The following is a 12443-nucleotide window of genomic DNA, read 5'->3' as shown; positions in this document are numbered from 1 at the left end:
GTGATGGCTCCGCGAAAATCAACATACTCCGCAAGTATGATGTCCAACATCTTCCGCCCCAACGAACCACCGGACAGAGCACAGTTGTCACGCCCCGAGGGATGGCCTAACCCTTTTGCCGACACCGCAAACCAGAAAGGGAGGTTCATTCGATGTCCGACACCCCCAGCTACGGCTTTGACACGCTGCAAATCCACGCCGGCGCCCAGCCCGACCCCGCCACCGGCGCCCGTCAGACGCCGATCTATCAGACCACGGCCTATGTCTTCCGCGACGCCGATCACGCCGCTGCGCTCTTCAACCTGGAAGAGGTGGGCTATATCTATTCCCGCCTGACCAATCCGACCGTCGCGGTTCTGCAAGAACGCGTCGCCACGCTCGAAGGCGGCGCCGGGGCGGTCTGCTGCTCCTCCGGCCACGCGGCACAGATCATGGCTTTGTTCCCCCTGATGGCTCCGGGAAGGAACGTTGTCGCCTCGACCCGGCTGTATGGCGGAACGCTGACCCAATTCAGCCAGACCATCAAACGCTTCGGCTGGAACGCCAAGTTCGTCGATTTCGAGGATCTCGATGCAGTCAAGGCAGCGATCGACGACGACACCAGGGCGCTTTTCGGTGAATCCATCGCCAACCCCGGCGGCTATGTCACCGACATCCCGGCACTGGCCGAGATCTCCGATGCTGCCGGCATCCCGCTGATCATCGACAATACCTCAGCCACTCCCTACCTCTGCCGGCCGATCGAAATGGGCGCCACACTGGTGGTCCATTCGATGACCAAATACCTGACCGGCAACGGCACGGTAATGGGCGGCGCGGTGGTTGATTCGGGCAAGTTCGACTGGTCGGCCTCTGACAAGTTCCCCTCGCTCAGCCAGCCGGAGCCCGCCTATCACGGGCTGAACTTCCACGAAACCTTCGGGGCCCTGGCCTTCACCTTCCACAGCATCGCCATCGGGCTGCGCGATCTGGGCATGACGCTGAACCCTCAGGCCGCGCATTACACGTTGATGGGGATCGAGACATTGAGCCTGCGAATGCAGCGCCATTGCGAGAACGCCCAGAAGATCGCCGAATGGCTGGAGGCTGATCCGCGGGTCGATTACGTGACTTACGCCGGCCTGCCATCCTCGGCCTATCACGACCGGGCAGCGCGCCTCTATCCCAAGGGCACTGGCGGGCTGTTCACCGTGGCGCTGAAGGGCGGTTACGAGGCCTGCGTGAAATTCGTCGGCGCGCTGGACCTGTTCAGCCATGTCGCCAACCTGGGCGATACCCGCAGCCTGGTGATCCACTCGGCCTCGACCACCCACCGCCAGCTCACCCCGGAACAGCAGGAGGCCGCCGGTGCCGGCCCCAATGTCGTACGTGTGTCGATCGGGATCGAGGATGCCGATGACCTGATCGCCGATCTCGACCAGGCGCTGACCAAGGCCACCGCCTGAGCCATCCCGGGCACATCGCCCAGCAAAGACAGAAACGCCCCGGCCAAACCGCCGGGGCGTTTTTCGTTACAGGCCGTCATCTCGGGGTCTCGACCGCAGGATCGCCGCCTCCGGACCGAGAGGGGAACACCTGATCACTTGCCGATGGAAAACACCATCGACACCGAAGCGCTGACCGAAACCTCACCGGCAGCCACCGGCATCTTTGCCGCCGCCATGCGCATCGACATTTCGGCCATCGGCGCGATCCGGCCACCACCGGCATCGCTGATCGAAACCACTGGCCCCAAGGTCACCCCGGCGGCATCGGCCAGCAACCTGGCCCGTGCCATTGCTTCGGCCACAGCCTCCTTGCGGGCTTGATCCTGCAACGGTTTGGGCTCCTGAACACTGAACTGCAATCCACTGAAATCATTGGCGCCGTCTGCGATGACCGCATCAAGAATTCCACCCAGGGCGGTCAGATCGCGGACCCGAACCAGAACCGTGTTCGACGCAACGAAGCCCGAAATCTTCTGCCGCCCCCCGACATCGTCCTTGTCCTCCGACCAGATCGGATTCAGCGACAATTGCCGGGTCTGCAAATCGCGCGATGCGATCCCCATATCGCCCAGCCGGGTCAGAATGGCCGCCACGGCATCCGAGGTCGCCTGCATCGCCTCCCCGGCCTCTTCGGCCTCATGCGTCACCCCCAGCGTAATGGTCGCCATGTCAGGTTCCGCCTGAACCACCCCCTCGCCGGTCACGACGATCTGGCGCGGCGCCTCATCCGACCAGGCCGGAGCGCCGATCAAGGTCGCCAACAGCGCTGCTGTGGCAATCAGTTTCTGTGTCACGGGCAATTCTCCTTGTTCCATCCGCCCTACATGGGGGCATCGGCGCCGGGCCGGCAAGGGGCTCGGCAAAATACCGCGCAACCTGCCGCCGCTGTTTTTCTTTTCCTCTGCAACCTGCTGCATTAAGGTCTGCCCGGGGGCGCCCCATGGCCGGCGAATATGGCTGGGAACGATCACGACAGGGCCAACGGTTAGGGAAATCGACTGCAGCATGAAACCGAGTTTTGCGCTCTCACTGTCTATTGAGGGGATCGCCCTGTTGCATCGCAACGCCGGTGGCTGGCACCTGGTGGGCCAAGTCGCGCTCGACGTCCCGGACCTCTCTGCCGCGCTGGCCGACCTACGCGACCGGGCCCGCCTGATCGACCCCGAAGGGCTGAGCTGCAAGCTGATCATCCCCAACGACCAGATCCGTTACATGCAGATCGACACCGGCACCGCCGAAGGCGAAACTCGGCTGCGGCTGGTCCGCGAGGCTCTGGCCGGCGCCACGCCTTACGCCGTCGACGATCTGGCCTTCGATATCTCGACCGAGAGCGCCGTCACCCATGTCGCTGCGGTGGCCCGCGACACCCTTGCCGAGGCCGAAACCTTTGCCGTCGACCACGGCTTCCAGCCGGTCAGCTTCGTTGCCATTCCCGGCGATCAATCGTTTCTGGGCGAACCTTTCTTCGGCGTCACCAAAGCCGCCGGCGATCGCAAGATCGACCCCGACGGCATCGCCGTGGTGGTCACCGGAGAGGTCAGCCAGCCCGAGCGCGAAGACATCGCCCCGGTGCCGAGCTCCACCGCCTCCGGCAGCCTTTCGACCGCGCAAGATGACACCGCCGCCGCCCTGCACAAACCAGACGCCCCCGCCCAGCCCGCGGCCAAACCCGAAGCGTCCCCATCGGCACCTGCCACGGCGGCGGGTCCGACGGCGGCGGGGTTCATCAGCCGCCGCGGAAAATCGACCGAAGATGAGGCCACGACCGTCACGCCCCTTGCAGGCCAGCGCCGCCCCGAGGCGGCGGCCATTGCAAGACCGGTGACGCCGCCGCCCGCAGCAAGTGCGGCCTCAGGCGTCTCGGCAAGCGCGGCCTCGACCAAGACCCAGATGCAAAGCGCCCTGGCCGGGCTGCTCCAGCGGCGCGCCAGCAATCCCGCCCCGCAGACCGACCGGGATGCCTCCACGCAACGCCCCGACGCCCATCGCCTCAATCGCTTCGGCGGCGATCGCTCAGACGCGGCCAGGCGCGGCAAGCCGCGTTTTCTCGGGCTGATCCTCACCCTGGTGCTGCTTCTCCTGCTGGCCGGCGTCGCCGCCTGGGCAACGCTGTACACCGGCGGCGGTCTCTTCCACGGCACGCCGAAGACTGATGCGCCTGCGCCTTCCGAACAAGCCCCTGCCTCGGCCCCGGCGGAAACGGAGCTTCCCCTCCTGCTGACGCCGCCGGCGTCCGCGCCGCGCAACAGCACGCTCTCCTCCGCTCCCGAGGCTGGCGAAAACGACCTGAGCGCCACCGATAGCGCAGTTCTCGACGCGCTTTCCCCCGCCGGCACCGCAGAGACCGCCGACAGCGACCCCGAACTCGCCGGCGAGCCCGAACCGGACGCTCCTCTGTCCGATATGCCCGAGGCGGACCCGGAAACCTTCTATGCTGCGACCGGCCTGTGGCCGACCGCCCCGCAAGCCCCTGAAACGCCTTCGATCATCGGCCTGGACGATCTCTATGTCGCCTCGATCGACCGCACCGATCTGTCGCAGGACGCCGTCGCCCTGCCGAGCGCCGGAACCTTTGCCACCGACCAAGGCCTGAATGCGGTGACTTCTCCCGCGGCAGCCGGCGGTCGCTTCGCACTCGATGCGCGCGGACTTGTCACCGCCACCCCCGAAGGCAGCGAAAGCCCCGATGGCATTGTCGTCACCCTGGGGCGGCCGCCGGTCGTTCCCCCGGCACTGCCCGCCCGGCTGACCACCCAGGCCGAGGCCACCGCAGAACGAGATGCCCTGCGCGAATATCTGACCGGCCGACGGCCCCGCCCGCGCCCCACCGACCTGATCGAGCAGACCGAACGCGCCCAGCTTGGCGGTCGCAGCCGCAGCGAATTGGGCGGGTTCCGCCCCCGGCTGCGCCCCAAGTCCATCGTATCGGCGGCCGCCGCCGCACGCGCCGCGCCCGTCGCCCCGCCAGAGCCGGAAAACGATGTCAGCAGCGCCACCGCCCAGGCTGTCGCCGTCGCCATCGCGCCCCGCTCCCGACCGGAGAACCTCTCCACCCAGCCGCGCCGCTCTGCCAGCGCATCGCTCGGCATCCCCAGCACCGCCACTACGCCAGCCGCACCGGCCACCGTGGCGCCACCGATCCCCTCTTCGGCCTCGGTGGCCCGGCAAGCGACGGTCGACAATGCGCTCAACCTGCGCAATCTCAACCTGATCGGCGTTTACGGCAGCGCTTCGAACCGCCGCGCCCTGATCCGCCTGCCCAGCGGGCGTTACAAGAAGGTCAAGGTCGGCGACAGCATAGATGGCGGCAAGGTGGTGGCCATCGGCGACAGCGAGTTGCGCTATTCCAAAAACGGCCGCAACCTGACGCTGAAACTGCCCAAGGGCTGAGATCGCCCGATCGTCCTCGGGGCTCTGCCACAGGGCGGGCTCCGCCCGCCCTTTCCCGGGATATTTGTACCACATCGAAGGCACAGGTGGTGCATCAACCTTCGCGGGGCATCCCATCATCGTGAAGAGGGCTGCAGGCCCGATGAGCGGACCGATGCAAAACGCGCGCGGGAGGGCCCACGCGCGTTTCAGGTTTCGGCTTTTGATACTGCTATTTGGTGATGATCTCCGGCCCCATGAAGGTGGTCGGCAGCCAGGTCGACAGGATCGGGATATAGGTCACCATGATCAGGAAGACGAAGAGCACCGCGAGGAAGGGCAGCGCCGCCTTCACCACCCGCATCATCGGCATCCCCGCCACCCCTGAGGTGACGAAGAGGTTCAGCCCGACCGGCGGGGTGATCATGCCGATTTCCATGTTCACCACCATGATGATGCCCAGATGGATCGGGTCGATGCCGAGATCGATGGCGATCGGAAAGACCAGCGGCGCCACGATCACGATCAGCCCCGAAGGTTCCATGAACTGGCCGCCGATCAGCAGGATGACGTTGACGATCACCAGGAACATCACCGGGCCGAAGCCCGCGTCCAGCATCGCCCCGGCGATCTGCTGCGGGATCTGCTCATCCGTCAGCACATGTTTCAGGATCAACGCATTGGCGATGATGAACATCAGCGTGATGGTCAGCTTCCCGGCCTCGAACAGCGTGTCGCGGGTATCTCGATGGAACCAGGCGGTCACCAGGGCCAGCGGCTTGTCCAGGAGCGTCAGGTTGCGCTGGCCCTCGGGGCGCGCCAGGGGCCCCATGTCGCGATAGACGAAGGTGGCCACGAGGAAGGCATAGACAGCGGCGACGGCAGCGGCCTCAGTCGGCGTGAAGATGCCGCCATAGATACCGCCCAGGATGATCACGATCAGGAACAGCCCCCAGATCGCGTCATAGCCGGCGGCAAAGACCTCTCTCCAACCCTGCCATTCACCCTTGGGCAGATGGCGCATCTTGGCGATGATATAGATCGTCGTCATCAGCATGGTGCCAGCCAGCAGCCCCGGGATCACACCGGCCAGGAACATCCGCCCGACCGAGACATCGGTGGCCGAGGCATAGACGACCATCACGATCGACGGCGGGATCAGGATGCCCAGCGTGCCGGCGTTGGCGATCACGCCGGCAGCGAAATCCTTGCTGTAGCCGACCTGGCGCATGCCCGCGATCACGATCGAGCCGATGGCGACCACGGTGGCCGGCGAGGAGCCCGAGAGCGCCGCGAAAAGCATGCAGGCGAAGACCCCGGCAATCGCCAGGCCGCCCGGGAAGTGCCCCACCAGCGCGATCGAGACCCGGATGATCCGCCGCGCCACGCCGCCTGTCGACATGAAGGACGAGGCCAGCACGAAGAAGGGGATCGCCAGCAGTGTGTAATGCCCGGCCATCGCCTGAAAGAAGCTTTGCGCGATCGAGGCGAGCGAGGTGTCACTGACGGCCAGCAGGAAGATGATCGACGAGAAGCCCAGAGAGACCGCGATCGGCACGCCGATCAGCATCAGCCCGATGATCATGACGAAAAGAAAGACGACTTCCATGGGCTCAATTCTCCCGGTTCAGATGCGCCACGTCTTCGATGGCGTCTTCGGCTTCGTGGCTGACGATCATGCTTTCGGCACGCCCCGTGGCCAGCCGCCAGGTCGCCTGAAGCACCCGGAACAGCAGCAAAGCCATGCCAAAGGGCAGCATGAAATAGGGGATGAAGCGCGGGATCTTCTCGTAAGATTCTCCATCGTTCATCAGCGGTTCGATCCAGCGCAGCCAGTCGGGCATCGGGATATCCACCACCTCGTACCAGCCACGGAAAGAGGTGCGCTTCATCTCTTCGAAACCGGTCGGAAACCAGCGGCCGGTGGTCTGCGGAAGATTGGCGAAATTCGCCCAATAGTCCCAGGCGCCCTTCAGCAACAGGCAGACATAGGCGATGAAGACCGCCGCAGACACCAGCGCCAGCACCCGGCGTGGTCCCGCCGGCAACATCGTCAGCACCGCATCGACGCCCAGATTGGCGGTCACTTTCACTGCGTAGCTGACCCCGAAAAGCACCAGCCAGGCGAACAGGAAGGTGGTCGCCTCCAACCCCCAGATGATACCGGTGTTGAAGCCGTATCGCAGAACCACATTGACGAAGGTGATCAGCGTCATCAGCCCGAGAAGGACGGCGATCGCCGTCTTTTCGAACTCTTCCACCGCGCGGCCCCAACCGGACTGCGGCATAGTTTGGACCGACATGGCATTCCCCCATCGGCTACGGATTGTCATCGAGAATCAGCGTGACGACAGCGGGCCCGGCCCTGTGGCCGGGCCCGTCGGTCGATATACGCGATCAGTGTTTGGCGTTGATCGCCTGGGCAGCGTCGATATTGTCCTGGCCCACGTCTTTGACGAATTCAGCCCAGACCGGCTTCATCACATCGACCCAGGCCTGACGCTGGTCCGGGGTCAGTTCGCGCACCACCCCGCCGGCGGCGATGATGGCTTCCTTGGCCTCTTCATTGACCTTGAAGGATTCCGCGTTGCGGGTCTCGGTCACCTCCTTGAGGATGGTGGCAAGCTGATCGCGCACGTCATCGGGCAGGCTGTCCCACCAATCTGCCGAGGTCACCACCATATAGTCGAGCAGCCCGAGATTGGCCTCGGTCACGCCGTCCTGCACTTCGAAGAACTTCTGGCCGTAGATGTTGGACCAGGTGTTCTGCTGGCCGTCGACCACGCCGGTCTGCAACGCACCATAGACTTCGGAAAAGGCCATCGGCTGCGGGCTGGCGCCCATTGCCTTCATCTGCGCCTTAAGCACATCCGAGTTCTGTACCCGGAACTTCAGCCCCTTGGCGTCCGCCGGCCAGATCAGCGGCTTGTTGGCCGAAATCTGCTTCATCCCATTGTGCCAGAATTGCAGTCCCAGAAGACCGCGACGCACCATGAGTTCCCTCATCTGCTGCCCGGTTTCCGAGTTCTGGAACTCATCCACCGCTTCGATGTTCTTGAACATGAAGGGCAGATCGAAAATGCGGAACTTCTTGGTGAATTGTTCGAACTTCGACAGCGAGGGCGCGGCCATCTGCACGTCGCCCTGCAGCATCGCCTCGAGCACCTGGTCATCGTTGTACAAGGTCGAGTTCGGGAAGACCTCCATACAGGCCTTGCCATTCATCTCTTCGTTGACACGCTTGGCCAGCAAGGTGGCGGCAATCCCCTTGGGGTGCTTGTCGGTGTTGGTCACGTGGCTGAACTTGATGACAATCTCTCCATCATCGCAGTCCTCTGCGAAAGCTGCAGGAGCGGTCAGCCCCAGCGCGATGGCGATCCCCGCCAAACCAAAGAATTTCATCGGATACTCCTCCCCGACTGACTGTTCTTCGTCCGGGCCCAAACCCGGCCCGCATCGGGAATCGATGCGTTGCGCGTAGTGAAACGATTCGAATCGGGCCGCTCAAGCGTCGCCCGCAACAAAACTTCACCCATCATTTTGTTGCGCGAATTCATGGAATTATCGACAGAATCGAACCATCGTCCAGATGCGAGGAAAATCACCAGTGCGGATTTCCACACAGGCCTCACTGCCGCCGTGCGATAATCCGCACACATTGACGCCCGCACCGGGACGCGCCCGATCCGCAAGCCCAGCGAAAAGACCATGACCCGTGCCCTCAGGCCGCCGCCACCACTGCGCCGTCACCATCGGCGTCGCGCTTCATTCCTGTCTGCCGGTCCCGGCCTGCGACCGGAGCATCAGCGGCGATAGTCTCCCGGCCGGATGCCATAGCGGGCCAGCTTGTCGTAAAAGGTCTTGCGCGGCAGTTTCAGCCCCTTGGCGGCTTCGGTGGCGCAGCCGTTCTGCCGGCCCAATGCGGCGACGAGAAGCGAGCGTTCGACCTGTGCCATCTGCTCGGCCAGCCCCAGCCCGCTTTCGCGCCCGACCTCCTCCGGCATGCCCAGCACGAACCGCATCGCCGCCGACATCAGCGACCGCGCATTGCCCGGCCAGTCCTGCCCCATCAACCCCGCCAGATGCTCGGGCCCGACCTCCGGCTCGGGAATACCCGATTGCTCTGCCGCCTGCGCCACATAGTGGCGGAACAACACCGGGATATCCTCACGCCTCTCGCTCAATGCCGGGATCCGCACCCGCATCACATCCAGCCGATAGAACAGATCGGCGTGGAAAAGGCCTTCCTCCACCCGCCCGGCCAGATCGGCAGTGGTCCCGGCGATGACACGGGCCGCCGATCCCTGCTCCAACACCTCGAGCGCGGCATATTGCGTTGCCTGCGGCATCGCCGAGACCTCATCGAGAAAAATCGACCCGCCGGCACCCTGGGCGCAGAGACCGTCCAGTGCCTCGGGCGTCAGCCCGGCGGCAGGGCGTTTCACGAACGGCCCACGGGCACGCGGAGACATCAGATGTATCACCTCGGCCACTTTCGAAATCCCGCTGCCGGGCGGACCGGTGACCAGCACCTCCGCCCCCGTCGGCGCGACGCTGCGCACCCTGGCCCGCAATTCATTCGATTGCGGCGAGATGCCGAAAATCATCCGCGCCGCCGGATCGCCACGCTCAAGCTGTCGCTTCAACCGACGGTTTTCCAGCACCAGCGCGCGGGTCTTCAACGCCCGGTCCAGCACCGGCAGAAGATCGGCGGCGGCACAGGGTTTTTCCAGGAAATCGAAAGCCCCCTGTCCCATCGCCCGAACCGCCATCGGGATATCTCCCTCACCGGTCAGCAGGATCACCGGCAATTCGCGATCAATGCCCTGGGCATAGCTCAGCAGGTGAAACCCGTCGCGCCCCGGCATGCGGATGTCCGACAGGATCACCCCTTCGAACCCCTCGGTGATGTGATCCTTCGCCATCACGAAGGAGCTGGCCATGATCGGCTCCAGCTCGGCCAGCTCCAGCGTCTGCCCCAGCGCATCGCGCACCGCCGCGTCATCGTCGACCAGAAGCACCTTGCGCGTCATGCCGCCCGCTCCGCCTGCCAGCGCTCCAGCTCGACCGTGAAGACCGCGCCGCCGCCGGGAGCATTGGCGCCGCGGATATTGCCGCCAAAGCTCTGCACCAGCCCGTAAGAGATCGACAGGCCCAGCCCCATCCCCTCGTCTCCGCCAACTTCCTTGGTGGTATAGAACGGCTCGAAAATCTTTTCCGGATCGGCGATGCCTGGGCCGGTATCGGTGACGCGAACCATCAGCCGGGCCCCCTGTTCCCCGATCTCGATGCCGATCAGCTTGTCGTCGCGCCCGCCCATTGCATCCACCGCATTGTTGATCAGATTGACAAAGACCTGTGCCAGACGCACCTCTCCGCCCCAGACATAAATCGGCGCGGCGGGAGGGATCCAGTCCAGCCGCACGCCATCGGCTTTCAACCGCGCCTCGGTCAGTTCCACCGCCTGCCGCAGCACCCCGGCCAAATCGACCTTGCCTGAGGGTTCGCGTTCATTGCGGGCGAAGGCGCGCAGGTTGCGGATGATCCGGTCCATCCGCGTCGCCATATCGGCAATCCGCTCCAGATTCTCGCCCGCCCGATCCGTCCACCCCCGGCTCAGGAAGGCAGCGCCATTGTCGGCGAATTGCCGGATCGCCATCAACGGCTGGTTCAGTTCGTGACTGATCCCCGCGCTCATCTGTCCCAGCGCAGAGAGCTTGCCGGCCTGGACCAGATCGGCCTGCGCCTGCTTCAGCGCCGCCTCAGCCTCTTCGCGTTCGATCACTTCCTGGCGCAGCTTCTCGTTGGTTTCCGACAGCGCCCGGGTGCGGTCTTTCACCCGCACCTCAAGCGCCGCATTGGCCAGCGCCAGGGTCCGCCTGCGTTCGGTGGCCAGAAACAGAAGTGCCCCGAAGGCCAGGCAGATCGCAGCCACCGCAGCAGCCTGCAACCCGGCAAGCCGCCGCGCCGGGGCGACATTGATCAGGATTTCGCCAGTCATCTCGACCAAGGGCACATCGCGCGACAGATGCAGCGCGCGCTCCGGCAGGTACTGGCCCCAGCCCAGCCGCCAGATGTCATGTGTCCCCACCCGACGCGCCGCGAAATCCAGCGTCCCGCCATCCGGCGGCGTCAGCCCCAGTTGCCCCGGATCGCGATGCCAGAACAGCAGATCGGACCGGTTCGAAATGAACAAAAGCCCAGAGCTGTCGGTAAAGAAAACCGGTGGCAGATTACCGCGCCAACTGCGTTCGATCCCCTCCAGATCGGCCACCGCAATCAGCGCCCCCTTCACGGCGCCCCCCGGCGCGAAGACCGGTGCAGCAAAGTAATAGGCACGTCGCTGCAACGCCCCCACCACCCCATGGCCACGTCCCAACGCACCGTGCAACGCCCGGCGGAAAAAGGCCTGCTGCCCCAGATCCTTCGGCGTCAGACCGGGATTGGCCGCAACAACCACATGGCCGGCCGCATCGGCATAAATCAGATCCAGCGCCCCGGATTTATCCGCCACCTGCCGCAATAAAGCCTCGGCCAGCGCCCGGCGAACCGGATCATCCAACCCCATCAACGCCGGACGATCCGCAGTCATGACCGCAAGCGCCTGATAAAGCTGCAACTGACGCACCAGCCGGTCCGAGGCCAGAGCCAGATCGGCCTCCCCCCGCTGTTCGAGCTGCCCCAGAGCCTGCAGATAACCATACCGCCAGACACCCGCCGTCAGCCCGCCCACACCAAGGAGGAAAGCCAGAATGATCGCCCGGGTCTGCAGGGGAAGCCGCGTCATAGCCGGCAGGATACCAAAGCCGGGCTTGCCTTGACCAGAGGTCACGACACAGGAACCGCCTCCCCCGGCACTCAGCCTGCCCTGCCGCATCCGGTGCCGGCGCCCCGGATCAATCCGGGTCAAGTGCTTACATGCCTCTCACGCGGCTTGTCCTTGAGACGGATGCCCCCGGGGCTGGAGAGGAAGTTCAGGACAGAACCGCCCGCTGAACCGCCTCTCGGCAAATCCAGCACAGGCAAACGCCGCGCAGCATCCAGCCCCGCCTCTTGCCTCAGCCTTCCCGCCCGGCATCGCACTCAGACCGGCTCCGGGCAGGTGCCACCTCACCCCTCCAGCGGCAGATCGGTAGTGGACTTGATCTCCTCCATCGACAACAGCGCGGTGACATTATGCACCCGCACTTCCGAGATCAGCGCCTGATAGAAGGCATCATAGGCGCGCGCGTTCTTCACCCGCACCTTGAGGATATAGTCGATGTCGCCTGCCAGCCGGTGCGCCTCCTGCACTTCGGGACGATCGCGCAGGGCCTGCAGGAAATCGGCCTGCCAGCCGGCGTCATGCTCCGAGGTGCGGATCAGCACGAAGAAACAGGCCTCGAACCCCAGGGCGTCGGGGTTGAGGATCACCGTCTGCTTGCCGATCACCCCGGCATCGCGCAGCTTGCGAATCCGGTTCCATACCGGGGTCTTGGAACTGCCGACATTCCCGGCGATCACATCCAGCGATTGGCTGGCGTCGCGCTGCAGCTCCACCAGAATTTTCCGATCCAGCGCGTCGATCCGCACAGACATTCCTAATGT

Annotated in this window: 10 protein-coding genes; 2 read left to right on the top strand and 8 right to left on the bottom strand. The window is 64.6% G+C overall.

Annotation, left to right across the window (positions count from 1 at the left end; translation table 11 throughout):
- Positions 1–152 precede the first annotated feature (152 nt).
- A complete protein-coding gene (locus G455_RS0107005; RefSeq protein ID WP_028093040.1) occupies positions 153–1445 on the top strand; it encodes an O-acetylhomoserine aminocarboxypropyltransferase/cysteine synthase family protein in 1293 nt (430 codons plus the stop codon).
- 134 nt (positions 1446–1579) lie between these two features.
- On the opposite strand, the gene G455_RS0107000 is transcribed toward G455_RS0107005, so the two are convergent.
- Positions 1580–2281 carry an SIMPL domain-containing protein gene (locus tag G455_RS0107000; RefSeq protein WP_229861739.1) on the bottom strand — a complete coding sequence of 234 codons (702 nt, stop codon included), beginning with the start codon at positions 2279–2281 and terminating at the stop codon, positions 1580–1582.
- Between the two features lie 211 nt (positions 2282–2492).
- Between G455_RS0107000 and G455_RS0106995 the strand changes: the two genes are divergently transcribed.
- Positions 2493–4877, top strand: a complete 2385-nt coding sequence (locus tag G455_RS0106995; RefSeq protein WP_028093038.1) for a hypothetical protein — start codon at positions 2493–2495, stop codon at positions 4875–4877.
- Positions 4878–5088: 211 nt separating this feature from the next.
- Here G455_RS0106995 and G455_RS0106990 read toward each other — a convergent pair whose 3' ends face one another.
- From G455_RS0106990 to G455_RS0106965, 7 genes are all read right to left on the bottom strand, one after another.
- Positions 5089–6465, bottom strand: a complete 1377-nt coding sequence (locus G455_RS0106990; protein ID WP_028093037.1) for a TRAP transporter large permease — start codon at positions 6463–6465, stop codon at positions 5089–5091.
- Positions 6466–6469: 4 nt separating this feature from the next.
- Positions 6470–7159, bottom strand: coding sequence for a TRAP transporter small permease (locus G455_RS0106985; protein WP_028093036.1), 690 nt, complete (start codon positions 7157–7159; stop codon positions 6470–6472).
- A 94-nt stretch (positions 7160–7253) separates the two neighbouring features.
- Complete coding sequence (locus G455_RS0106980) at positions 7254–8258, bottom strand: DctP family TRAP transporter solute-binding subunit (RefSeq protein ID WP_028093035.1); 1005 nt, start codon at positions 8256–8258, stop codon at positions 7254–7256.
- The gene (locus G455_RS26365; RefSeq protein WP_154664354.1) at positions 8255–8566 is read right to left on the bottom strand and encodes a hypothetical protein; all 312 of its coding nucleotides are present in this window, start codon (positions 8564–8566) and stop codon (positions 8255–8257) included. The genes G455_RS0106980 and G455_RS26365 overlap by 4 nt, the downstream gene beginning before the upstream one ends.
- 93 nt (positions 8567–8659) lie before the next feature.
- Entirely contained in the window at positions 8660–9889 is a 1230-nt protein-coding gene (locus G455_RS0106975; protein ID WP_028093034.1) for a sigma-54-dependent transcriptional regulator, read from the bottom strand.
- On the bottom strand, positions 9886–11643 hold the full coding sequence (locus G455_RS0106970) for an ATP-binding protein (RefSeq protein ID WP_028093033.1): 1758 nt from the start codon (positions 11641–11643) through the stop codon (positions 9886–9888). The genes G455_RS0106975 and G455_RS0106970 overlap by 4 nt, the downstream gene beginning before the upstream one ends.
- A 323-nt stretch (positions 11644–11966) precedes the next feature.
- A complete protein-coding gene (locus G455_RS0106965) occupies positions 11967–12434 on the bottom strand; it encodes an Lrp/AsnC family transcriptional regulator (protein ID WP_028093032.1) in 468 nt (155 codons plus the stop codon).
- Positions 12435–12443: the final 9 nt, after the last annotated feature.

The organism is Pseudodonghicola xiamenensis DSM 18339 (assembly GCF_000429365.1).
In the GTDB taxonomy this organism is placed as follows: Bacteria; Pseudomonadota; Alphaproteobacteria; order Rhodobacterales; family Rhodobacteraceae; genus Pseudodonghicola; species Pseudodonghicola xiamenensis.
The sequence above is the reverse complement of the archived record's forward strand: the minus strand, read 5'-3'. Positions and strand labels throughout refer to the sequence as shown.